This window comes from Halococcoides cellulosivorans (genome assembly GCF_003058365.1).
Lineage (GTDB): Archaea > Halobacteriota > Halobacteria > Halobacteriales > Haloarculaceae > Halococcoides > Halococcoides cellulosivorans.
This window is the reverse complement of the sequence record NZ_CP028858.1, coordinates 1714321-1737918: the sequence shown is the minus strand read 5'-3', so window position 1 is coordinate 1737918 and position 23598 is coordinate 1714321. Positions and strand designations below refer to the sequence as shown.

Below are 23598 nucleotides of genomic sequence, written 5' to 3'. Positions count from 1 at the left end.
ATGCCGACCAAACAACCCCACCACCACCGCACCCGCGCTAGCCCTCGAACCCGTCCTCGTACCAGAAGGTCCCGTCGCGCTGGATCACGTCGCCGTCGACCTCGATGAGTGCGTCCTCGCTCGTGTCGGCGATCATATCGACGTGGACCGCCGAATCGTTGCGCTCGTTCGCCTCAGCGACACAGTCCGCGTACGCCCGCCCGACCGCGAGGTGGACCGTCTCGCCCATCTTCTCGTCGAACAGCATGTTGTACGTAAAGCGGTCGATGTCGCGGTTCGTCCCGATCCCGAGTTCACCGATCCGGCGCGCGCCCGGATCGGTTTCCAGCACCTCGGTGAGCACGCTCTCGTTCTTGCCGGCGGAATGCTCGACGACCTCGCCGTCTTCGAATTCGAGGCGGACGTCGGTGACCTCTCGCCCCTGGTGGTAGAGCGGCTTGTCGAAGTGCACGCGGCCCTCGACGCTGTCCGGAATCGGGGCCGTGAACACCTCGCCGCCGGGGAGGTTGTGCTCGCCCGAGTCGTTCTGAGCGGGATTGTCCGTGATCGACAGGCGGAGATCGGTCTCCTCGCCGACCTGGAGGTGGACCTCGTCGCCCGCTTCGAGCACGTCGACCAGTTGCTCCTGGCGCTCGTGGACGGCGGCCCAGTCCTGCTGGACGGCGTCCCAGACGAACGTCTCGTAGGCTTCGGTGCTCATGCCCGCGAGTTGGGCCTGCGAGTCCGAGGGGTACTGCGTGAGACACCACTGTTTGCCCAGACGCTCTTCGAGGAGTGGCTGCATCGCCCGGTCGTAGGCACTCCGGCGGTCGGGATCGACGTCTGCGGTCTCGGTGGCGTTCGCCCCACCGCGGATCGCGATGTAGGCGTCCATCGCCTCGTAGAGCGCCCGAACGTGCTCGGGCGTCTCGAATGCGCCCTCGAAGTTCCGGAGATACGATCGCAGAAAGCGCTTGCCGAGGCGTTCCTGGATCACGAGCGGGTGGGCCCCGCGCTCGGCGCAGGCCTCGACGAGCGCCGTGACGAGGTCGTCGGCGACGGGGTGAGCGTCGATGACGACCTCGTCGCCCGCCTCGATCCCGACGGAGTGATCGACGACGATCTGTGCGTGTTCGCGAATCCGGGGGTCCATACCGCCGCCACTGCCGGCACGCTCAAACGAGTTTCGCCGCGCGGGCGACTGGTTCCCCGGGCGACGCTACTTCGCGCTGTCGCGCAGAGACGACGCTACTTCCCGTCGCAAGGGCGACGCTACTTCCCGTCGCAAGGGCGACGCTACTTCCCGCCGCGCATCCCCTCGAAGAAACTCGTGACGATACGTCGGATAAACAGATACACGAAAAAGATGAATCCGAGAAGGACCGCCACGATCCCCCACAGCACCGGATTGAAATCGACCATGTCAGTACGTCACGGCCTCACCGGATTAAACCGTTCGATCGGGGGTGGGTTCAGGCCTCGCGTCGCAATCGGTCGACGACGAACGCCCGGTCGAGCGCCGCGAGGAAGGGCCCGAGTCGCGGGCCCTCGGGTTTGTCGAACAGCAGGCGGTAGGCGGCCTCGAAGACGGCCTGGACCTCGACGCCCTCGCTGTCGGCGGCCTCGTAGATCTCTTCCTGGATGTGCTCACCGTCGGCCTCGCTCGCGACGGCGTCAGCGATCCGGTCGAGCGCGGCACCGACGCCGGGCGTGAGATCGACCGCCGGGCGCTCCTGGCGCTTGAGATCGTAGTTGAACGCGTTGTCGGTCCGGCGGGTCCATTCGCGAGCGCGTTCGACCCGCGCGAGCGCGTCGTCGACGACCGCGTCGCTGGCGTCGTCGGGAATGTGGCCCTCGCGGCGCGCGATCGTCTCTCTGAGTTCGGGATCGTCGGTCATCGCGAGCACAGCGGCGAACGTATACGGGATCCGCACGCGTTCGGCGTCCGGATCCTCGACCAGGAGGGGATAGGCCTGCTCGGCGTACGCCCGTTCGTCCTCGTCGGCCTCCGCCGCTCCGTGGTAGACGGCTTCCAGGCGGTCGAATTCGTCGACCAACTGGTCGAGATGTGCGATCGAGAAGTCCCGCTGGGTCGTGGGGTCTTTGAGGAAGAAATACCGGACGACCTCGGGTTCGAGCACGTCGAGCACTTCGTCGACGGTGACGATCGTCCCGCTGGAGGAGGACAGCGCGTCGCCGTCGACGGTGAACCACTCGTAGACCATCGGCACGGGCGGATCGATGTCGAAGACATCGCGTGCGACGTGCTCCCCGCTGGGCCAGGACCCTTCGGCGTGATCCTTGCCGAACGGCTCGAAATCGACGCCGTACAGCGCCCACTGGGCGGGCCACTCGAATCGCCAGGGTAACTTCCCCTCCGAGAGCGCGGCCTGACCCTCGTGGCCACACCCCTCGATCGTCTGATCGCCGACGGTGAGGTCCTCGCAGGTGTACGTGACCGTCCCAGCATCGAGATCGACTGACTCGATCCCGTCGGTCAGGATCCCACAGGACTCACACAGCGCCTGAAACGGGATCGTCTCCTCGCCGACGCCGTCCTGGTACTCGCCGAGCACCGATCGCGCCCGGTCGAGATCGCCCAGCACCGTCTCGATGGCGTCGTCGAAATCGCCCGCTTCGTAGCTCGCGGTGTTCGAGACCACCTCCATCGAGACGCCCAACCGGTCGGCGATCGATTCGAGGATCTGCGTGAAGTGTGCGCCATACGAGTCACAGCAGCCGAACGGATCTGGCACGTCGGTGTAGGGCCGCCCGAGATTCCGCCCGAGCGCGCCCGCGTCGACGGCGTCGAGGCCGACGATCTCACCGTCGAGCGTCGCGAGCGTCCGCGGGACGGCCCGCAAGCGGTCGCGATCGTCGGTCGTGAACAGCTGTCGAACGTCGTGGCCGCGCTCGCGCAACCGCTCGGCGACGAACGCGCCGCGGAGGATCTCGTTGGCGTGGCCGATGTGGGGGACGCCCGACGGCGAGACGCCGCCTTTGATGACGATCGGCTCGTCGGGATCGCGCGCTTCGATGGCGTCCGCGACGGCGTCGACCCACAGTGTTCGATCGTGATCGTCGAAGACGGCGAACGGGTCCGTCATGGCTCGACGACCGTCCCGGGTGCGTCGCCGGTCGCCGCCGCGCGCACGATCGCGGGGTCTGACCCGTCACAGACGACCGTCTCGATGCCCGACCGCTGGATCATCTTCGCGGCCAGCAGGTCGACCGGGGCGTTACTTCCGGCGTCGAGGTCGATCTCTGCGATCAGCCCCACGAGATCGCCTGCATCGATCCGGTCGAACTTCTCGACGTCTTCTTCGACGTTTGGATCGCCCGAGTAGACGCCGTCGACACTCGTCCCGAGCACGAGGCGGTCGGCGTCGACCGATTCTGCGAGACTCGCCGCCACGGCGTCGGTCGTGTGGCCGGCGACGGTCCCACCCATGATCGGGACGTCACCGGTCCGGTGGATCTCGCGGGCGCGATCGATCCCCGTCGGGACCGTCGGATGGGCCGGCGATCCGACGGCGGCGATCAACAATCGGGCGTTCAGTCGCGTGACGGCCACGCCCAACGCGTCGAGATCGGTCTCGTTGGCGCCCAACTCGCGCGCGGTCCCGATGTACTCCCGCGCGGTCGGGCCGCCGCCGGTCACGACCGCGAGGCGGTGATCGGCGGCCAGATCCGCGACGAGGTCGCCGTAGGTCCGGAACCGCTCTGGATCGAGATCCGCGGCGAGCACGCTTCCGCCGAGCGATATGACGGTGTTCATCGGATCCGAGTAACGGTAGCCGTCCCTTAAGCGTTGTTTCACCGGGATTGCGGTCGGCCGCTCAGGATGCCCGCCAGTGTCGCGACTACATCATTTCGGAGTAGAATTATACAAAAGAAACGCTTAGAGGACTCTATAAAACGTCTCGGGCCCCAATAAAACGTCCTGGAGGTCCGCTTTCACCCCGTTTTTCTCGATCGTGAGCCGAAAGGGCCCGAAGCATCGGCTCGGTATATGGGGGTGAAGCGGTATGGATTGGACGAGAACAGATGAGCACGACCACCGCTGCGAACGGCGACGACCGACCCGCGAGCAAGGAACGGCGGCTCAAAGACTACCTCGAACGCAAGGCGCGCGACGGGGAACTCTACTTCAAAAGCAAGTTCATCGCGGACGAGGTCGGGCTCTCTCCGAAGGAAATCGGGGCGTTGATGGTCAAACTCAGTGATTCAGCGACGACCCTCGAAATCGAAAAGTGGTCGTATACGTCCGCGACGACGTGGCGTGTCGAACCGAACTGACCCGCTGATCGACAGCGAATCCCCCGCTGGCGACGGCGAGTGCGCTTTCGTGCCCGGCACGCGTAACGGTCAAATTTTCGATTCGCCTGACTCCCGAGTGGTGGCCCCGTCCCCTGGGGGCCTCTGACCACCGCCGACGTTTTTACGGCGTGGGGCGAGTCGGCTGTATGGACGAGCGGTTGCCGGACGGCGCGCCCACGCCCGGCCGGATCGGGTCGATCCTCCGAGTCGAGACCATCGAGCGCGAGGGCCGGGTCGTCCGGTACTACGGTCGGCCCGCCGTGCCCCTTGACCGCCTTGAGTCCGCCGCTCAGGACGCCTTCCGCGGATACGACGTGACCGTCCGGCGGGTCTCCAGCGGGACGCCCCCGCGTGTTGCCCTCGAAGCGCGTCCGAGCGAAGCCGGACTCGACGGGATCCCCTGGCTCAATCTCCTCTTGTTCGTGCTGACGGTCGTCTCGACGCTGTTCGCGGGGAGTCAGTGGTACTACACCGACCTCCAGTCCCCGCTGGATCTGCTCGCGGCGTGGCCGTTTACCGTCGCCTTGCTCGGCATCCTCGGCGTTCACGAGTTCGGGCACTACCTCGCGAGTCGATACCACGGCGTCGACGCGAGTCTGCCCTACTTCATTCCAGTGCCGAGTTTCATCGGTACGCTCGGCGCGGTCATTCGGATTCGCGGGCCGATCCCCGACCGGGATGCGCTGTTCGATATCGGCGCGTCGGGGCCGCTCGCTGGCTTCGTCGCAACCGTCGTCGTCGCGGTCATCGGGCTGGCGATGGATCCGATCACGGTCCCCCAGTCGGTCGCGGAGGCGTCGAATTCGATCGAAATCGACCTGGGCTACCCCCTCTTGCATCACCTCCTCGCGCTCGGGTTCGGGGCCGACCAGACTGGCGTCTTCCTCGATCGCCAACACCACCCGATCTTGCTCGCCAGCTGGGTCGGCGCGCTCGTGACGATGCTCAATCTCCTCCCGGTGGGCCAACTCGACGGCGGGCACGTCTCGCGGGCGGTGTTCGGCCCGCGCCAGGAGACCGTCGGCGCACTCGTCCCGGCGGCCCTCTTTGGGCTCGCCGCGACGGTCTATTCGACGACCGAGGTCGGCCTGAGTGGCGTGAGCGTCTGGATCATCTGGGGCGTGCTCACGATCCTCGTCGGTGCGGTCGGGCCCGCGACGCCGATCCGCGATCGGGATCTCGATCCGCGACGTCAGGCGGTCGCCGTCGCGGTCTTGCTGGTCGGGATCGCGTGTGTGATGCCCGTGCCGATGACGATCGTCGGCCCCTGACTCGTCTCCGGTCGTACCTGGCGAATCAGTCTGGGTCGTGGACGTAGCCCTCGTCGGGGAGCGGGTCGCCGTCGCGGGTGACGCCTGATTCGGTGACCGTCCCGATCCGCGTGAGATCGACGGGGACGCGTGCTCTGGCGTCGTCGATGGCGTCTTCGGGCAGGGTCACGATCAACTCGAAGTCTTCGCCGAACGTGGTCGCGAGACGGTCGGTGTCTGCGAACTCCCTCAGTGCGGGATCGATCGGGAGGTCCCCCTCGATCGTGATCCCACAGTCGCTCGCGGCGGCGATCTGGTGGAGCGATCGAGCGAGACCGTCGCTACTGTCCATCATCGCGGTCGCGACGGGCGCGAGTGCGCGCCCGGCCGCGATACGGGGGGAGAATCGATACAACTGGTTCGCGCGCTCGATTTTGCCGGTCTCGAACAGTTTGAACGCGGCCGCGCCCGTGCCGAGGCACCCCGTGACACAGACCGCGTCGCCGGGCGTCGCGCCCGCGCGTCCGACGCGATGGTCGACGCGGCCGACGGCGGCGGTCGCGATCGTCCGCTCGTCGTGACAGTCGAGGTCGCCACCGACGTACTCGGTGCCGACCGCGTCACAGACCTCGCGTGCGCCCGTGACGAACGCCGTGAGTGCGCCCTCGGAGAACGTCGGTGCGCCGTAGGCCGCGACGGCCCCGACGGGATCGGCCCCGACGGCGGCGAGATCGGACAGCGAGACGGCGACCGATCGCCACCCCATCGTCCGGTCGGTGACGCCCGCGGGGAAGTCCGCGCTGTCGTGGAGCATGTCGATGGTGATCGCCGTCCCGTCGACGATCGCGGCGTCGTCGCCGGCCTCGTCGATCTGGTCGGTGATCATCGCGAGCGCCGCCCGTTCGTCCATATCGGGCGGTGGACGCGTCGCCACTTGGCCCCACCGGTCGTCGCCGTTCGTTGCGACCGTCGAGTCACGGTGGCCCACCGGTGCATTCAAGCCCGTCTCGGGCCTTCGACCGTCGTGAGCGATTCCGAGCGCTGGCCCACCCTCGTCGGGTTCGGGGCTGCCGTCCTCGTGCTCGCTGCGCTGCTCGCCCTCGTCGGGGCCGAGGACGTCATCACCGAGTTCCAGAAGGCTCGCCCATCGGTCGTGCTCGCGGTGGTCGTCGCCGCGACGGTGTGGCTGTCGGCGTGGGGCCTGGCGCTGCAGGCCGTCCTCGGCGCGATGGGCGTCCGGATCGGGCCGCTCCGGGCGATCGGCGTGTTCACCGGGGCGATGTTTGCGAACAACGTCACGCCCTTCGGCCAGGCCGGCGGCGAACCGGTCTCGGCCCTCCTCATTTCGAAGGCGACCGACTGCGAGTACGAGACCGGGCTGGCCGCCATCGCGAGCATCGACGTGTTGCACTTCATGCCCTCGATCGGGTTCGCGATCGTCGGGCTGGGCGTGTTCGGGACGCGCGTCGTGGCGGGCGATCAGAACCTCGTCGCGGGGCTCGTCGCGGTGACGGTGCTCTGTCTCGGGTTCGTCCTCGCGGCGGTCGCTGGCTGGCGGTATCGCTACGAGATCGAGCGACAGGCCGAGCGGGTCGTTCCGGGCGTCGTCCGGCGGATCGTCGGGATCGTCCCCCGGGTCACCCCGCCGAGTCGCGCGAACGTCCGCCGGCGGATCGGCCGCTTTTTCGACTCGATCGACCGGGTGGCCTCGGATCCCGCGACGCTCGTGCGCGCCAGCGTCCTCTCTGCGATCGGGTGGTTCGCGCTGTCGATGTCGCTGTGGCTCTCCCTGGTCGCGATCGGGACGACCGTGCCCGTGGTTGCGGTGCTCGTCGTGATCCCGCTGGCGAGTATCCTCGGGATGACGCCGTTCCCCGGCGGGACGGGCCCCGTCGAGAGTGGGACCGTCGGGTTGATTCTCTCCTTGACGGCGGCGAGTCCGGCCGCTGCGACCGCTGCGGTCGTGATCCACCGCGGGATCACCTACTGGGGGACGACACTCGCTGGCTGGACGATCACGACGCTGGTGGGCGTCCGACGCGGCATCGCGTGACCGCCTCGTTCGAACACCCGAACGACGCGCTTAAATGACGGCGTCGGATATTCGACCCCAATGGCGACAGTCTACGACGCACCCGCCGAACCCGTCATCGAGGCGGTCGCGGACCACCTCGCGACGGTCGACGACATCGACGCGCCCGAGTGGATCGAGTTCGCAAAGAGCGGCGTCGGTCGGGAACTCCCGCCCGAACAGGACGACTTCTGGACGCGCCGTGCGGCGAGCATCATCCGCAAGGTCGGCATGGACGGCCCGGTCGGCATCGGATCGCTCTCGACGTACTACGGCGACTCCAAGGGTGGCTCGAACCGATACCAGGTCCGCCCGGCGAGTTCGACCGACGGCAGTCGCAACGTCATTCGGACGATCTGCCAGCAACTCGAAGACGCTGGGCTGGTCGAGACGACCGAATCGAGTGGCCGCCGCATCACCGCCGACGGGCAGGAACTGCTCGACGAGACCGCGACCGAGGTCATCGAGGACCTCGATCGCCCCGAACTCGAACGCTACGCCTAACGCGGTTTTCCCCGTCGCTTTCAGTCGACCGATATCGCTTCGATCGGCCGTCGTCGGCCGATCCGAGTCGGCCAGTCTGGCCGCTTGGTCGACTCTTTTCACTCCTGCTCCGATACCTCCACGTATGGATCCGCCGCCGGCCGACGGGCGAGCGCTCGTCGCCCTCGTCGTCCTCGCAGCGCTCGTGAACGGTCTCGGCGTCTTGGCTGGCCGGCCGGTCGCGGGCGGCGTGGCCGCACTGGCCGTCGGCCTGGTCGGTGCTGGCCTGCTGTACTGGCGATCGCGCGTTCGCCCGACACCCGAGGCCTGAGCAGGACGCCTCCGCGGGCCGACCACAATCTGTTTGTACGCGCCTCGTGTGGCCCCGGTATGACCGACCGCACGGCGGCGATCACACGCGAGACGGCGGAAACGTCGATCGAGGCGACGATCGATCTGGACGGGGCGGGCGATTCGACCGTCGAGACTGGAAACGCCTTTTTCGATCACATGCTCGACGCGTTGGCGACACACGCGCTGTTCGATCTGACGGTCCACGCGGACGGCGATCTGGGCGTCGACGCCCACCACACCGTCGAGGACGTCGCGATCGTCCTCGGTGAGGCCATCGACGACGCGCTGGGTGAGAAACGCGCCATCGAGCGGTTCGCGGACCGACGGGTGCCCTTAGACGAGGCCGTCGCCAGCGTCGTCCTCGACGTCTCGGGTCGGCCCTACGCGTCGTTCGAGGGGTCGTTCTCGGCGGCGACCGTCGGCGGGATGGACAGCCAGTTGATCGCCCACTTCTGTCGGTCGCTCGCGACCAACGCGGGCCTCACGCTGCACGTCACGGTCGATGGCGAGAACGCCCACCACGAGGCCGAGGCGATCTTCAAGGGCCTCGCGCGCGCCCTCGACGACGCGACGCGGATCGACGAGCGTCGCAGCGCGGTCGCCTCGACGAAAGGCGAGTTGTAGGCCGACCGCTCACGGCCGGTCGAGCAGGCCGGGCAGTGCGTTCACGTCGTCCACGACGGCGTCCGCCCCACAGTCCTCGAATTTCTCGCGGCCCGACTGGCCGGTCAGCCCGCCGGTGAGGACGCCGATCCCGTGGTAGGTGCGTGCGTCGGCACGGTCGGCGTTCCGGGCGGTGCGCACGTCGTCGAGAGTGTCGCCCGCGAACGCGACCGACGCGCTGTCGGTGGCCTTGGCGATCGCGATCAACGCCGTGGGGTCGGGCTTGCCCGCCCAGTCGTCCATCGTGTAGACCAGCTCTGCAGGCAGGTCGAGGCCGACCCGATCGAGCGCGATCTGTGCTTCGGCGGCGGGCCGACCGGTGACGACGCCGACCGCGAATCGCGACTGTAGATTATCGATCGTCGCCGGGTCGACCAGCAGTGGTTCGTCTTCGATGAACCCACCCGCGCGGTCGAGATCGGGCTCACGCCCTTCGATCTCGCGATAGCGCTCGGGCCCGAGATACAACTGCTGGAAGACCTCGCGCAGGCGGTCGGGATCCCAGGCGTCGAGAACCGTCTCGGCGTCGTCACAGGTCTCGCGCAGGGCCGACTCGACGCCCTCGATGCCACCACCAGCGGCCGCGACGCGTTCGGCGAACGCCTCGGGATCGAGATCGAGGCCCGCCCGTCGCGAGCGGACGTACAGTGCCAGCCCGTCGGTGACGAGCCAGTCGTTGTTGAACCCGCCCGCGTCTTTGAGCCCCTGGATGAGATCGGTGGGCGGTGACTCACCGAGGACGATGTCGACGGTCTCGACGATCGCCCGCCGGTAGGAGTTCTCGACGTCGATCAACACGCCGTCGATGTCGAGTACGACGGCTTCGGTCTGCATACCTGCGCTCGGCACGCGACGATCAAACCGCTTGCGTCCTGCGGGGCAGCCACCACCACGCCGCACCGAGCGCGAGCGGGGCGACGATCAGCGCACCGATCAGCGCGACCGATCCGCCGTCGGGGTACGGAATCGGTGGGTGATGGCCGAGGACGTAGTCGAAGTAGAGCGTCACGCCGACGAACAGTCCGCCAATCCCGAGTGCGATCCGATCGGTCGTGCCCACGTGCGCCAAAAGTGCGGCCTCGACGACGAACCCGAGGTGCGTGAGGATCAAAAACAGCGCCTCACTGGGCGCGTACGTCGTGGTCGTCGCCCATCCCCACCCGACGACGATCGTCGTCCAGACCCCCGTGAACACGAGCGCGACGACGGCGAGCGTGTGGATCACCGCCGACAGCTGTCCGGTCTGGCGCTTTGCGCGCGAACCCGCGCTCGGGATCATCGTCGCGAGCGCGACCGTCCCGAGTGCGAGCGCGACCGGCGAGTCGGCAAAGAGCCACCACGTGAGGAAATGCACCTGGTCGAACGAGGCGGCGTAGTACTGCAACCCGACGAGGAAGGCGATCCCGTTGGCGGCCAGGAGGCCAGCGAGTTCGAACTGGCCCTCCAGATACGGCCGGACCGCGGCGGCGGGCAACGGCGATCCGCGCGTCCGCTCGATCGTCGACCGCACGCGCCCGCGCGCCGTCATCTTACTCCCGACCCCACTCGCGGCGATCGGTCGGGCGGTCACCGATGGGCTGGACGTTCATCGGTTCGTCCGCGGACTCGATCGCTTCGAGCGCGGCCTCGGCGCTCTCTCGCGTCGAGAAGTAGGTGACCGACTCCTCGACACACGCTTCGAGCAACGCGCGGTTCCGCGAGAACACCGCGTCGATCTCCTCGTCGCGGATCGCCTCGACGGCCGCGTCCACCGACTCGAAGTCGTCGACGGCGAGGGTCTCGTAATGTGCTTCGAAGCCGATGACCGGCAGGTCGACGATCGCCCGGCCCTCCAGCGGAATCGCTTTCCCGACGGCCATCTGGGCTTTCTGGTAGGCCTTCCCGAAGCTTCCGGCGGTGCCCATGACCTCGCCGGTGGATTTCATCTCCGGGCCGAGGCGGGGATCGCTGCCGGGCAGGCGGTCGAACGGCAGGACGACCTCCTTGATCGAGACCTGATCGGGGATGCGCTCGTCGACGTCGAGATCCGCGAGATCCGCGCCGGCCATGACGCGTGCGGCGAGTTTCGCGATCGGGACGCCCGTCGTCTTCGAGATAAAGGGGACGGTCCGCGAGGAGCGCGGATTCGCTTCGAGGACGTACACCGTGCCGTCACGCACCGCCAACTGGACGTTGAGCAGGCCCTCGGCGTCGAGTTCGCGCGCGATCTCCTCGGTGACCTCGCGAATACGCGGCATGACCGATTTGATCTCCTGGCTGCGCGGCGGGATCATACACGCCGAGTCGCCCGAGTGGACGCCGGCGGTCTCGACGTGTTCCATCACGCCGCCGATGATCACGTCGCCACCCTCGCCGGCGGCGTCGGCGACGGCGTCGACGTCGAGTTCGACCGCGTCCGCGAGGAAGTCGTCGACGAGGATCGGCTTGTCCGGGCTGACCCGGACGGCCTCCTCGATGTACGTTTTCAGGTCGTCGTCGTTGTAGACGACGTCCATCGCACGGCCACCCAGCACGTAGGAGGGCCGGACGAGCACGGGATAGCCGATCTCGCTGGCGAGGTCGAGCGCCTCCGATTCGCTCGTCGCGGTCCCACCCTCGGCCTGATCGATGCCCAACTCGTCCATCAGGCGGTTGAACCGATCGCGATCCTCCGCGAGGTCCATCGCGTCCGCCGACGTCCCGAGGATCTCACAGTCGAGGTCGCGACGCTCCAACTCGCGTTCGAGGGGCTTGCCGATGTCCACGGACGTTTGACCGCCGAACTGGACCATCACGCCGTCGGCCTCGGTCGATTCGATGACGTCCGCGACCTCCTCGGCGGTGATCGGCTCGAAAAAGAGGCCGTCCGAGGTGTCGTAGTCCGTCGAGACCGTCTCGGGATTGTTGTTGACGACGTGGGCCTCGATGCCCATTGCTTCGAGCGCGCGGACGGCGTGGACCGAACAGTAGTCGAACTCGACGCCCTGGCCGATGCGGATCGGACCGCCGCCGACGACCACGACGCTCTCCAGATCACGATTCACGAGCAACTCGTCGCGTTCGAGCGGGGTATAGGGGTCTCGCGAGGAGTAGTAATACGGCGTCGTCGCCTCGAACTCGCCCGCACAGGTGTCGACCAGTTTGTAGTCGCGTTCGATCGTCGCGTCGTCGACGGTGTCGAGCAGCGATCCGTCGTCCGCCGTCGCGTCATCGACCGCGCCACCGTCGGTCTCGACCGCGGCGTCGACTTCGTCGCTCTCCTCGAACTCGGGCAGCCAGGAGGCGTGCGTATCGCGGAACTCCCCGCCCGCGATGGCGGTGATCTCCTGATCGGTGAAGCCGTGTTCGGCAGCCTCCTGGAACTCGCCGGCCTGGGCCGCGCGGGCGGCGTCGGCGATCCGCTGGAACCGTTCGAGATACCACTCGCGGATGTCCGTGAGCGCGTTGACCTCCTCGATCGTGAAGCCGCGATCGAACGCCTCGAAGAGGGCATAGGGCCGGTCGGGACTCGGGCGTTCGAGGTAGTGTTCGCGAAGCGTCTCGTCGTCGACTTCGTCGAAGTCCACTGCGGGGTCGTACTCCGAGGAGCGGAGCGCCTTCAACAGCGACTCCTCGAAGGTCCGCCCGATCGACATCGCCTCACCCGTCGATTTCATTGCTGGACCGAGTTCGAAGTCGACGTCGCGGAACTTGTCGATCGGCCACCGCGGGACTTTCGTGACGATGTAGTCGATCGCGGGTTCGAACGCCGCGGTCGTCTCGCCGGTGATCTCGTTGTCGATCTCGTGGAGGCGTTTGCCCATCGCGACCTTCGCGGTGACACGCGCGATCGGGTAGCCCGTCGCCTTCGAGGCCAGTGCGGAGGATCGGGAGACGCGGGGGTTGACCTCGACGACGCGATACTCCCCGGCGGGCGTGCCGTCGTCGCGCCACGCGAACTGGATGTTACAGCCGCCGTGGATCTCCAGATCGCGGATGACTTCCAGCGCGACGTCGCGCATCTCCTGGTGGCCCTCGTCGGGGATGACCTGCGAGGGCGTCACGACGGTGGACTCCCCAGTGTGGATCCCCATCGGGTCGATGTTCTCCATGTTGCAGATGATGATACACGAGTCGTCGGCGTCGCGCATCACCTCGTATTCGAGTTCGACCCAGCCGTCGATCGACTCGGTGATCATCACGCGATCGTCCCGCGAGAGGCGCAGGCCCTTCCGGGTGGCCTCTTCGAGTTCGTCCATCTCACTGATGACGCCCGAGCCCTGCCCGCCGAGCGTGTAGGTCGTCCGCATGATCACCGGGAGTCCGCCGACCGAATCGACGGCGTCTTCGACCTCGTCGATCGATTTGATGGTCTCCGAGCGCGGGATCGGCTGATCGAGGTTCTTCATGCGCTGGCGGAACTCGTCGCGGTCCTCGGTGGCGTAGATGGTCTCCAGGGGCGTGCCCATCACGTCGACGCTATGTTCCTCGAGGACGCCCTGTTCGGCCAACTCGGCGGTGACGTTGAGGCCGGTCTGGCCCCCCAGGCCGGCGATCACGCCGTCGGGCTCTTCGTTGCGAATGATCTCTGCGATCGCCTCGGGCGTGATCGGTTCGAGATAGACCGCGTCGGCCATCTCGGGGTCGGTCATGATCGTCGCGGGGTTCGAGTTGACGAGGACGACGCGCGCGCCCTCTTCCTGGAGCGCCCGGCAGGCCTGTGCGCCCGAGTAGTCGAACTCCGCCGCCTGTCCGATCTGGATCGGTCCGCTGCCGATGAGCAATATTGTGGGCCGACTGTCGGCTGTCATTGTCCGCTCTCAACCCGTTGATCGTAATAAATCCGGCGAAAGGTTACGATCCTCGCAAGCGAATTTCGAAAATCGAATGTCAACCCTTCCCGCGGTCGGCGGGTGATCCCGTCGGATCACCCGACGTCGCGATCCATCCAGATCACCGCGGACTCGCCCTCGACGGTGTACGACCAGGGCCCGACCCGGTAGGTGTGGGGGCTGCCGTGTCGGAAGCGCGCGAATGTGGTCACCTCGTAGCCGTCGAGGAGGGGGGCGAACCGGTCGCGATCCGCGGCGGGGCCGATCACGACCGGCGGCGGGTCGTCCAGATCGGCGGGATCGGCGACGCTGATCTGTTCGAGGCCCGCGCGCTCGACGTACCACGGCAACGGGAGGCGCTCGAACCACGCGCTCGGCGGGGGCGCGGTCAGGGTCGCGCGCTCGTCGCGGACCGCGTACCCGCCGACCCAGGCTACCTCGGGACCGTCGACCGAGACGCTCGCGACCCGATCCAGCGTCGGTTTCGCGTTCTCGCCAGGCTGGGCGCCCTGGGCGATGAAATTCAGGCGCGGTTCGGGGTGCTGGTAGGCCAGGACGCCCCCGACGACGGCGGTGTGGACCGCGATGACGGTGAGGAGGGCCACCGCGAGTGTGGATCGCCGGTCGATGCCGGTCGTGCGGTCGGGGAGTTCGGGCCAGCCACTCACGGTCGCTTTGCGGACGCGATCGGACACACGCTCCGAAAGCTTCGCGAGACCGACGGCGGCGGGAATCGCGAGCGCGACGATCGCGTGAACCGCCAGCCAGGGTGCGCGCACGTCGGCCGCGACCGCGTAGCCTACGACGCTCGCCACGCCCCAGACCGTCGCGAAGACGACCAGCGGTCGCCGGTCGCGCGCCGCGCCGACCGCCGCGGCCAGCACCGTCCCGAGCGAGCCAGCCACCAGCACCGCGACGCCATAGCCAAGGTAGAGTGGGACGCTGTGGCCGCGAACGTCGCCGGTGACCCAGAGGTCGATCAGGTCTGTGGGCGCGTCGACGAGAACGGCGTCGAGGATCGCCCCGAGCGATGCGGGGTGGGCGAGCAGGTCTTCGATCCCGCCGGTCGGACCCGCCGTCCGGGGCGCGTACGTGATCACGACGACGCCGACCGCGAGGGCGAGGCCGCCGACGAGCCAGGGCCACCCGCGCCGGGCGTGGTCGACGACCGTTGCGATCCCGTCTCGCGCGCGCCCGAGATCGGTATCGGCCCGGTCGATCGCGGGGTGGGCGAGTGCGACCGTTACGACCACCGCGCCCGCCCACGCGACGGGGTAGAGAATCGCGTTCTCTTTGGTCGCGAGTGCAAGTCCCGCCGCGAGGCCGACGACGGGCCACCAGCGCGCGTCGTCGGTGTCGATCGCTCGGATCGCCGCGCCGAGTGCGAGCAAGGCGAACGCCGCGAGGGGCACGTCACTCCGGAAGAATCGGCCGTAGTACACCAGAACGGGATCGGCGGCGAGGACCATCGCGAGCGCGAGGACTTCCCGGCGGTCGAGTCTGGACCGGACCAGCAACGCGACCGCGGGGAGGAGACCGCCGACGACCGCGACCGGGAGGCGTATGACGAAATCGGTCGGTTCGACGACCTCGAACAGGACGCCGCCGACGTGCTGGAGCAGCGGTCCGTGGATGATCGGGCGGTACGCCCACGCGCTGGTCTCGACCGTTCGGAGCGTCCAGTACGCCACGCGAGCCTCGTCCCAGTGGGCCATCCGCGTCCCCAGATCGACCAGCCGAACGACGAGTGCGAGCGCGACGATCACGCCGACGAGGGCGCGGACGTCGGCCCGCCGAATTTGCGTCCACAGACCGGTGACGCGTTCGGGCAGCCTCACGCTCGATTCAGCGGCGGGCGCGGGCAAATCCGTTCCGGTCGTGGGCGGTCAGACCATCTCGAACAGCGCGAGGACGTCCTGTGAGTCGACCGTGCCGTCACCGGTGAAATCGTAGGCGTCGGGGTGGTCCTGGACCGCCGCAGTCTCGGTGTGCTGGAAGAACGCGTTCACGTCCGGGAAGTTCAGTTCGCCGTCGCCCGAGAAATCTTCGTGGAGGCCGTCGCCGTCGATATCGCCCGGCACCGTTCCGTCGACCGGATCGAGGTCGGTCGAGGGCCACCGTTTCTCGACGGATCCGTTGGGGCTCGAATACGCGAGTTTGAGGGTCGAGAGTGCGTCCGCGAGTTCGATCTCGATGGCGTAGTCCGCGGCGTAGATACAGTCGGTATGGAGATTTTTCGCCCCGGGCTCTTTCGGGGCGAAGCCAACGTCGACTCGCCCGTCGTCGACGGCCACGTCCGCGAGTGGTGGATACTGCCGTGCGTAACTCGTCGTCCCGTCGATGCGAACGGTCGCGTCGGTGACGGTGATCGACGCGCTCGCGGGTGGCGTGTCGGGCGTACAGCCTCTCTCATCGAACCAGGTCGTCGTCACCGTCTCGATCGGATCGACCCACCAGCGTTCGAGAAATCGCCAGCCTCGCGTCCCGTCCGTGCTCGATCGATCGCCGTGGACGACGGCCACCGTCTGTGGTGGCTCTGCCAGTTCGACGCTGGCCGCGTATTCCACTTCGCTGGGATTCTCGACGCAGACGGCACCCACAGGAGCGACCGTCCCGATCTGGACGAACGCGCGCGATCCATCTGCGTTCGTGGCCGCCTCGATCGACGGTTCGAAGCACTCGCCACCCGGTGCGACGATCTGGCCGGTGATCTCGACCGTCGAACCGTTACAGGTGATCGTCGCGTCGTCTTCGACCTGGTTCGGGCCGGGCATCGTCTCGCCGGTCTTTTCGATCGTCGTATCCTCGACACCCGCCGACCGCCACGACCGGAGTCCAGCAGTGTTGGCGTGGTCGACGTAGACCTGCTCGGGCATCGAGTCGAGTGCGATCTCCTGGCGATACTCGATTCCCCAGGCGTCTCTGTCGCCGTCGAGGTCGTCTGAGACCGCGACACCGTCTGCGGTCGCGACGTCGACCGAGAGTGTTCCATCGGAGAATTGGGCCGTCGCTTTCGGTCGGTCGTTTTTCCCGTCGCTGACGATCTCGCCCCGTATCGTGACGTCCGTCCCCGAGACTGTGATCGCAGCGCGATCCGTCGGATTCGACGCGTCGACGCCCGTGCGTTCGATCGAGTGGTCGACGATGCCGGGGCCCGGCCAGTGAACGCGAACGCGGGACTGCTTGGGGTCGACGAGCGATCGATCGTGGGCCACGTCGACCGAGTCGGGGGCCTCGGAGAGATCGATCGTCGCGACGTATCGGATCGATTCGTCGATCTGGCTCTCGGCGGTCATCCCGCCGTCGATTCCGATCGTCACCGCGAGATCACCGTCGTGATACGCCGTGGCGAGTGTTGGATCGTCGGCGGCGGTCGCGAGCAGTCGGCCGTCGATCCGGACGCGCGTGTCCTCGACGGTCACGCCGGTCGATCCGACGAGATCCGTTTCCGAGCGATCGACGGTCTCGATCGAGTCGGAGACGATCACCGAATCGGCGTGCCAGCTGTTCGCATAGGAAACCTCGGGGGCGGCCGGGTCGTGTTCGACGTAGACCGTCTCCGGTTCGCCCGTGAGTTCGATCTCGGCGGTATACCTGGTCATGATGACCGTCTCATCCTCGTCGCCGGGGGTACTCCCGACGGTCACGAGCAGGGTTCCGCCGATGACGGTCACGTCGAGTGTTGGCTCGTCGGTGCGATCGTAGACGATCCGGCCCTCCAGATGGACCGTCGTCCCGTCGACGGTGATCGACACCTCGTTGCGGTAGTGGCTTCCGATGAGGCCCTCAGTTCCCACGTCCAGCGACGTCTCGACGACCTCGAAGTCGGGTGTCGGGGTCGTCGTGGAGTCGTCACTCGCCGCCGTGGCCAGCCCCGACCCAAAGACGCCAGCGCCACCGGTCGCCCCCAGCGCGTACAGTACGGACCGTCTGTCGATCGAATCGAACCCGCTGTCGATCGAATCGAACACCCGGTCGTCGTTGTCGGGCTCTTCGACCATAGCATCGTATTCTACTGCTATCAGCATAAAATTAGTCAATATTTGCCGTGAATCGACGACTTGGAATGTGTGCCTGCATCGGAATCGCGAACGACCCGCAACTCTTTTGTACAGGAGTGTACGTTAGTGTACTACAATGGTGGCTGATGACGAGATCGATCCGGCCGTCCGGTCGATCCTCGACGCCGCACGCGAGCGGACCGTCGAGGCCGATCGGATCGCCGCCGACGCACGATCGCTTCCGGACGCGTTCGCGGCGGCCCGCGCCGACGGTCGCGTCCCCGTGATTGCAGAGGTGAAGCCGACGAGTCCGACGACCGACGGCGTTCGCGAGACCGATCCGGTCGCCGCGGCGGAGGCGATGGTCGCGGGCGGCGCGGCCGCCCTGTCGGTGCTGACCGAACCCGAGCACTTCGGGGGGTCTCCCGAGACACTCGACCGGGTGCGCGCGGCGGTCGACGTCCCGGTCCTCCGGAAGGACTTCGTCGTCAGGGAGGCCCAACTCGACGCCGTCGCGGCCGATGTCGTCCTGCTGATCGTGCGCTTTCTGGACGAAACGGGCACCGACGACCTGGCCGACCTGATCGACGCGGCCCGCGAGCGCGGGTTTCAGGTGCTCGTCGAAACCCATTCCCGGGCGGAACTCGACGAGGCACTCGACGCCGGAGCCACGATCGTCGGTGTGAACAACCGCGATCTGGCCGAACTCACGGTCGATCTGGGCACCGTCGAACGGGTCGCGCCCGCGATTCCCGAGGACGTCACGTCGATCGCAGAGAGCGGGATCGCGACGCCCGACGACGTGACACGGATGTGCGAGGCGGGGGCAGACGGCCTGCTCGTCGGGTCAGCGATCATGAGCGGGCCCATCGAGGCGACGACCGAACGACTCGTCGGGGCAACCTGTCCCGACGCTGAGACCGAGCGAACACACTGAGCATACATTCATGACAGACTCACACGACGGCAAATTCGGACGATACGGCGGCCAGTACGTGCCGGAGGCGCTCATGCCGGCCATCGAAGAACTGCGTGAGGCCTACGAACGATACGTTCTGGACGGGGCCGACGACTTTCCGACGGAACTTCGCGATCGACTCGCGGACTTCGGGGGCCGACCGACGCCGTTGCAGTACGCCGAGGCGCTGAGCGACCGATACGACACGAACGTCTATCTCAAACGCGAGGACCTGCTGCACGGCGGTGCGCACAAACTGAACAACGCGCTCGGACAGGTCTTGCTCGCGAAGTACATGGGCAAAGACCGGATCATCGCCGAGACCGGGGCAGGCCAGCACGGCACTGCGACGGCGATGGCGGCCGCCCATCTGGGCATGCCCTGTGAGGTGTACATGGGCGAGACCGACATGGAACGTCAGCGGCCCAACGTCCAGCGGATGCGTCTCAACGGTGCGACCGTCACGCCCGTGACGACCGGGCGGGGGACGCTCAAGGAGGCCATCTCCGAGACGATGCGCGACTGGGCGAGTAACGTCGAGGACACCCACTACGTCATCGGATCGATCGTCGGGCCGGACCCGTTCCCCGAGATGGTCCGGGACTTCCAGTCGATCATCGGCGAGGAGGCCCGCGAACAGATCCGCGAGAAGACTGGGGGGCTGCCCGACTCGGTCGTCGCGTGTGCGGGCGGCGGGTCGAACACGATGGGCGCGTTCCACGAGTTCCGAGACGACTGCGCGGAACCACGTTCCGCGGACGATTCGAGCGGGCAGCGCCCGCGAGACCACGTGGACCTGATCGCCGTCGAAGCCGGCGGCTCGTCGCTGGAGGTCGACGAGGAGCGCGGCGTCGCGCCCAACTCCGCGACGCTGTCGACCGGCGACGAGGGCGTCCTCCACGGCGCGCGCACGAAACTCCTGCAGGACGCGGACGGCCAGATCCTCGAATCCCACAGCGTCTCGGCCGGCCTGGACTACTCGGGGGTCGGCCCGGAACTCGCCCACCTCGTCGACACCGGGCGGGTGCAGGCTGCGAACGTCGACGACGACGACGCGCTCGAAGCGTTCCATCGCGTCTCCCGCCTGGAGGGGATCATCCCCGCGCTGGAGACCGCCCACGCGTTCGCGTACCTCGAAGCACATCCCGACGCGCTCGGTGAGACGACGATCGTCAACGTCTCGGGTCGTGGTGACAAGGACCTCGAAACGGTCATCGAGCAGACGCGCGACCGTGATCTGGACGCCGCGGCGGCGCTCGACGACCCGACCGAGGGCGCGGAGGGCGAGCGATGAGCCTCGACGGCGTGTTCGACGAGCCAGCCTTCGTTCCGTATCTCGTCGCGGGCGATCCCGACCGCGAATCGTCGAAAGCCTACGTCGAGGCGCTCGCCGAGGGCGGCGCGGACGTCATCGAACTCGGCCTGCCCTTTTCGGAACCGATCGCGGAAGGGCCGACGATCCAGTCCGCGATCGTGCGCGCGCTTCAGGCGGGGATGACGCCCGATCGCTACTTTACTTTTGTCGAGGAGTTGGACATCGACGTGCCGGTCGTCTGTATGACCTACTACAACCTCCTGTATCAGTACGGCGACAGCGACGGGCCGCGGTCGTTCGTCGAACGGGCGGCCGAGGCGGGGATCGCGGGCTTCGTCGTGCCGGATCTGCCCGCCGAGGAGGCCGGGCCGTTGCGTGAGGCGTGTGACGAGTTCGGCCTGGATCTGATCTTCATCGTCGCGCCGACGACGACCGACGATCGCCTCGCGACCATGCGCGAAGTGACCTCGGGGTACGTCTACGTCCAGGCGCGACTGGGCGTGACGGGCGCTCGCGACGACGTCTCGGATCAGACCGGCGCGACACTCGCGCGCGTCGCGGACTGGCCGGTCCCGAAAGCCGTCGGGTTCGGGATCAAGACGCGCGAACACGCCCGCGACATCGTCGCTGGTGGGGCCGACGGCATCATCGTCGGCTCCGCACTCGTCGACATCGTCGCTCGGGGCGCGAGCGAGGATCGCTCGATCGACACGGTCGCCCAGGAGGTACGCGAGAAAGCCGCCGCACTCAAAGCCGGGGCGATCGACGGCGGGCGCGATCGGGTCGACTCGACGACTGACTGACCGTCGGCCTCGGTTCGGAATTCGGTGGGTGGCGCGGCCGGCATACCCGTGCGAGTCATCCACATTCGATCGACAACGTTTTGTTCAGTAATCCGCTTTGTTAATTTAGGATCGTTCGTCCGGGGGGACGGGCGAGCCGGGGTGGATCGATGAATTCCGAGTACACAGTCGAGCGCGCAACCAATGCCGTCGAGCGGTATCGTCACCGAATCGACCAGTCCGTCACGGCTGGTCGGATCGAACTCCTGCTGTGGGGGGCCGTTCTGGCGGGCCTCGTGGCAGACATGGCCACCACGACGGTCGGACTCGAAGCGGGGCTCACCGAGGGGAACCCGCTGATGCGGTGGGGGATCTCGGTGTGGGGTCCGGCGGCACTCGTGGGGCTCAAGGTGCCCATCGTCGCCGTCGCGGTCGGCTTACGGCTCTATCGAGTCGATTTCGGGTACGCCGCCGCGCTCGGCCTGGCCGTGCTCTGGAACGTGGTGGCGGCGATCAACGTCGTCGCGATGGTGTGAGTGGCGAGCGTTCACCCCGATCGGCAAGAACTGCCGAATGTTCTCGTTTCCTGTGGTGGGCTCGACAAACGCCAATGTTTTTCTTTCCGCGTGGGAACTGTACGCCATGACTGACGAGCTCGCGAAGGGGCTCGAGGACGTGCTGGTCACGGAGTCGTCGCTCTCCTTCATCGACGGCGAGGCGGGCACGCTTCGGTACCGGGGCTATCCGATCGACGTGCTGGCGCGCAACGCCAGTTTCGAAGAGACGCTCGCGCTCCTCTGGGAGGGGTCGCTCCCTACGGAGAGCGAACTGGCGACCTTTCGCGAGCGCATGGCCGCCGAGCGATCGGTCGACCCGGGTGTGATCGAGACGGTCCGGGAACTCGCTGCGCGCGAGGAAAACCCGATGGCGGCGCTGCGGACCGCCGTCTCGATGCTCTCGGCGTACGACCCCGAGAACGGAGACAGCGCGACCGACGACGCCGAACTTACCCGCCACATGGGTCGTCGCATCACCGCAAAGATGCCGACGATCGTCGCCGCCTACAAGCGCCTGCGCGACGGGTCGGAACCGGTCGAGCCGCGTGAAGACTTAGATCACGCCGCGAACTTTCTGTACATGCTCGACGGCGAGGTCCCCGACCAGACGCTCGCGGACGTCTTCGACATGGCGCTGGTGGTCCACGCCGACCACGGCATCAACGCCTCGACGTTCGCCGCGATGGTGACCGTCTCCACCGAATCGGACGTCTACAGCGGCGTCACGAGTGCGATCGGGACGCTCAAAGGCGACCTCCACGGCGGCGCGAACCAGAACGTCATGCGGATGCTCCAGGAGGTCGACGAGAGCGACCGCTCCGCAGTCGAGTGGGCCCGCGAGGCCCTTGAGAGTGGCCGGCGCATCCCTGGCTTCGGCCACCGCGTCTACGACGTCAAAGACCCGCGCGCGAAGATCCTCAGCGCGAAATCGAAGGCGCTGGGCAACGCCGCGGGCGAACTCAAGTGGTACTCGTACAGTCGCGCCATCGAGGAGTTCATGGACAAAGAGGTCGGGATCGCGCCGAACGTCGATTTCTACTCGGCGTCGATGTACTACGAGATGGGCATCCCGATCGACATCTATACACCCATCTTCGCCATGTCGCGCGTCGGCGGGTGGGTCGCGAACGTCCTCGAATACCGCGAGGACAATCGCCTCATCCGCCCGCGGGCGCGGTACGTCGGGCCCGACGAACAGTCCTTTACGCGGATCGACGACCGCTGAAATTCGCACGGACCACCGTCGGACACGCGTCAGACGCGCTCGATCGACCGGCGCGCTGGCGTGCGATTTCACTTTCACTCCGGGTGGCTCACCTTCACATCCGATCGGCCCCTTCGATCGGGTGGGTCACACACTCCTCTTTTTCCTGATCGAGTAGCGACGGCGATCAGTCCAGACGGACGTCGTCGAGCACGCGCGTCACCTCGGTCTCCCAGACGACGCTGATGCCGACCGCGACCAGGCCCGGGCCGTCGTGATCGACGTCGTACGTGTAGGTCTCCCAGCCCTCGTGATCCTCGGTCGCTTTCGAGGTGTCGAAATCACTTTCGGTCAGATCGCCATCGGGGTCCGGCCCCGCGTACACCGCGAGTTTCGCGATCGTGTTGAACGACTCCTGGGCACTGAACCCGTCGACGCTGACCTCGCTGACGCCACTCAGATCGACCCGCTGTTCGACCCAGACCGTCCCGTCGTCGGCGCTCCCGTCGATCGTACACGCCAGCGCGCGGTCCCCGTCGCTGGCCACCCGATCGGTCACTGCGACGCTCGAATCGACCGGTTCGCCGGCGTTGTTCGGGTCCTCGGGGAGGTCTCGCCCGATCGTCCAGCCGTCGAGGCCGCTCTCGAAACTCGGGTTTGTGAGCGTGTCGGGGATCGTCGTCTCGGTCGGCGTCTGTCCCTCGTCGCCGTCACAGCCGGCGAGGACGGTGGTCGCGGTCGCGCCCGCGAGCGCGAGAAACTGGCGTCGGTCCGCAGTCGGTCGGTCCATGCGCTGACTCACGAGCCGACTCCTCACGGCCGTTGGGCAGGATCAAACACCCACCGAAACGAACGGCTGAAGGGCCACCGA

The 23598-nt window shown here is 67.2% G+C and carries 22 protein-coding genes; 11 read left to right on the top strand and 11 right to left on the bottom strand.

Annotation, left to right across the window (positions count from 1 at the left end):
* Positions 1 to 37: 37 nt before the first annotated feature.
* The 4 genes from HARCEL1_RS08555 to pyrH all read right to left on the bottom strand — a co-directional run bounded on the left by HARCEL1_RS08555 (position 38) and on the right by pyrH (position 3757).
* Positions 38 to 1132 (bottom strand): aminopeptidase, encoded by a 1095-nt coding sequence (locus tag HARCEL1_RS08555; RefSeq protein ID WP_108382404.1) that lies wholly within the window; start codon positions 1130 to 1132, stop codon positions 38 to 40.
* A gap of 143 nt (positions 1133 to 1275) precedes the next feature.
* Positions 1276 to 1401 carry a DUF7859 family protein gene (locus HARCEL1_RS13870; RefSeq protein WP_267894692.1) on the bottom strand — a complete coding sequence of 42 codons (126 nt, stop codon included), beginning with the start codon at positions 1399 to 1401 and terminating at the stop codon, positions 1276 to 1278.
* Between the two features lie 50 nt (positions 1402 to 1451).
* Positions 1452 to 3086, bottom strand: coding sequence for a lysine--tRNA ligase (gene lysS / locus HARCEL1_RS08550; RefSeq protein ID WP_108382402.1), 1635 nt, complete (start codon positions 3084 to 3086; stop codon positions 1452 to 1454).
* The gene (gene pyrH, locus HARCEL1_RS08545) at positions 3083 to 3757 is read right to left on the bottom strand and encodes a UMP kinase (protein ID WP_108382400.1); all 675 of its coding nucleotides are present in this window, start codon (positions 3755 to 3757) and stop codon (positions 3083 to 3085) included. The genes lysS and pyrH overlap by 4 nt, the downstream gene beginning before the upstream one ends.
* 269 nt (positions 3758 to 4026) lie before the next feature.
* Here pyrH and HARCEL1_RS08540 point away from each other — a divergent pair, with 269 nt between their 5' ends.
* Both HARCEL1_RS08540 and HARCEL1_RS08535 read left to right on the top strand, forming a co-directional pair.
* Positions 4027 to 4278, top strand: a complete 252-nt coding sequence (locus HARCEL1_RS08540; RefSeq protein ID WP_108382397.1) for a DUF7123 family protein — start codon at positions 4027 to 4029, stop codon at positions 4276 to 4278.
* A gap of 167 nt (positions 4279 to 4445) precedes the next feature.
* Entirely contained in the window at positions 4446 to 5570 is a 1125-nt protein-coding gene (locus HARCEL1_RS08535; protein ID WP_108382395.1) for a site-2 protease family protein, read from the top strand.
* 25 nt (positions 5571 to 5595) lie between these two features.
* Here HARCEL1_RS08535 and thiL read toward each other — a convergent pair whose 3' ends face one another.
* Positions 5596 to 6459 carry a thiamine-phosphate kinase gene (thiL, locus tag HARCEL1_RS08530; RefSeq protein WP_108384178.1) on the bottom strand — a complete coding sequence of 288 codons (864 nt, stop codon included), beginning with the start codon at positions 6457 to 6459 and terminating at the stop codon, positions 5596 to 5598.
* 114 nt (positions 6460 to 6573) lie between these two features.
* Here thiL and HARCEL1_RS08525 point away from each other — a divergent pair, with 114 nt between their 5' ends.
* The 4 genes from HARCEL1_RS08525 to hisB all read left to right on the top strand — a co-directional run bounded on the left by HARCEL1_RS08525 (position 6574) and on the right by hisB (position 9081).
* On the top strand, positions 6574 to 7602 hold the full coding sequence (locus HARCEL1_RS08525) for a lysylphosphatidylglycerol synthase transmembrane domain-containing protein (RefSeq protein WP_108382393.1): 1029 nt from the start codon (positions 6574 to 6576) through the stop codon (positions 7600 to 7602).
* Between the two features lie 60 nt (positions 7603 to 7662).
* The gene (locus HARCEL1_RS08520; RefSeq protein ID WP_108382390.1) at positions 7663 to 8124 is read left to right on the top strand and encodes a 30S ribosomal protein S19e; all 462 of its coding nucleotides are present in this window, start codon (positions 7663 to 7665) and stop codon (positions 8122 to 8124) included.
* Between the two features lie 124 nt (positions 8125 to 8248).
* Positions 8249 to 8434 carry a hypothetical protein gene (locus HARCEL1_RS08515; RefSeq protein ID WP_108382387.1) on the top strand — a complete coding sequence of 62 codons (186 nt, stop codon included), beginning with the start codon at positions 8249 to 8251 and terminating at the stop codon, positions 8432 to 8434.
* A 59-nt stretch (positions 8435 to 8493) separates the two neighbouring features.
* Positions 8494 to 9081: an imidazoleglycerol-phosphate dehydratase HisB gene (gene hisB, locus HARCEL1_RS08510; protein WP_108382385.1), complete on the top strand. Its 588-nt coding sequence runs from the start codon at positions 8494 to 8496 to the stop codon at positions 9079 to 9081.
* A 9-nt stretch (positions 9082 to 9090) separates the two neighbouring features.
* Here hisB and HARCEL1_RS08505 read toward each other — a convergent pair whose 3' ends face one another.
* The 5 genes from HARCEL1_RS08505 to HARCEL1_RS08485 all read right to left on the bottom strand — a co-directional run bounded on the left by HARCEL1_RS08505 (position 9091) and on the right by HARCEL1_RS08485 (position 17911).
* Positions 9091 to 9954 carry a TIGR01548 family HAD-type hydrolase gene (locus tag HARCEL1_RS08505; protein ID WP_108382382.1) on the bottom strand — a complete coding sequence of 288 codons (864 nt, stop codon included), beginning with the start codon at positions 9952 to 9954 and terminating at the stop codon, positions 9091 to 9093.
* Positions 9955 to 9976: 22 nt separating this feature from the next.
* Positions 9977 to 10648, bottom strand: a complete 672-nt coding sequence (locus HARCEL1_RS08500; protein WP_108382379.1) for a DUF1405 domain-containing protein — start codon at positions 10646 to 10648, stop codon at positions 9977 to 9979.
* 1 nt (position 10649) lies between these two features.
* Entirely contained in the window at positions 10650 to 13889 is a 3240-nt protein-coding gene (gene carB / locus HARCEL1_RS08495) for a carbamoyl-phosphate synthase large subunit (RefSeq protein ID WP_108382376.1), read from the bottom strand.
* Positions 13890 to 14005: 116 nt separating this feature from the next.
* Positions 14006 to 15748: a flippase activity-associated protein Agl23 gene (locus HARCEL1_RS08490; RefSeq protein WP_159077069.1), complete on the bottom strand. Its 1743-nt coding sequence runs from the start codon at positions 15746 to 15748 to the stop codon at positions 14006 to 14008.
* 48 nt (positions 15749 to 15796) lie between these two features.
* Entirely contained in the window at positions 15797 to 17911 is a 2115-nt protein-coding gene (locus HARCEL1_RS08485; protein ID WP_108382372.1) for a hypothetical protein, read from the bottom strand.
* Between the two features lie 136 nt (positions 17912 to 18047).
* Here HARCEL1_RS08485 and trpC point away from each other — a divergent pair, with 136 nt between their 5' ends.
* The 5 genes from trpC (at position 18048) to citZ (ending at position 22748) form a co-directional block, all read left to right on the top strand.
* The gene (gene trpC, locus HARCEL1_RS08480; protein WP_108382370.1) at positions 18048 to 18848 is read left to right on the top strand and encodes an indole-3-glycerol phosphate synthase; all 801 of its coding nucleotides are present in this window, start codon (positions 18048 to 18050) and stop codon (positions 18846 to 18848) included.
* Between the two features lie 10 nt (positions 18849 to 18858).
* Positions 18859 to 20163, top strand: coding sequence for a tryptophan synthase subunit beta (gene trpB, locus HARCEL1_RS08475; RefSeq protein WP_108382367.1), 1305 nt, complete (start codon positions 18859 to 18861; stop codon positions 20161 to 20163).
* Positions 20160 to 20987 (top strand): tryptophan synthase subunit alpha, encoded by an 828-nt coding sequence (gene trpA, locus HARCEL1_RS08470; protein ID WP_108382365.1) that lies wholly within the window; start codon positions 20160 to 20162, stop codon positions 20985 to 20987. Before trpB ends, trpA begins: the two co-directional genes overlap by 4 nt.
* A 149-nt stretch (positions 20988 to 21136) precedes the next feature.
* Positions 21137 to 21502, top strand: a complete 366-nt coding sequence (locus HARCEL1_RS08465) for a DUF5658 family protein (protein WP_108382362.1) — start codon at positions 21137 to 21139, stop codon at positions 21500 to 21502.
* A gap of 106 nt (positions 21503 to 21608) precedes the next feature.
* Positions 21609 to 22748: a citrate synthase gene (gene citZ / locus HARCEL1_RS08460; RefSeq protein ID WP_108382360.1), complete on the top strand. Its 1140-nt coding sequence runs from the start codon at positions 21609 to 21611 to the stop codon at positions 22746 to 22748.
* A 166-nt stretch (positions 22749 to 22914) separates the two neighbouring features.
* Here the strand turns inward: citZ and HARCEL1_RS08455 are convergent, their stop codons facing one another.
* Positions 22915 to 23517, bottom strand: coding sequence for a hypothetical protein (locus HARCEL1_RS08455; RefSeq protein WP_108382358.1), 603 nt, complete (start codon positions 23515 to 23517; stop codon positions 22915 to 22917).
* Positions 23518 to 23598: the final 81 nt, after the last annotated feature.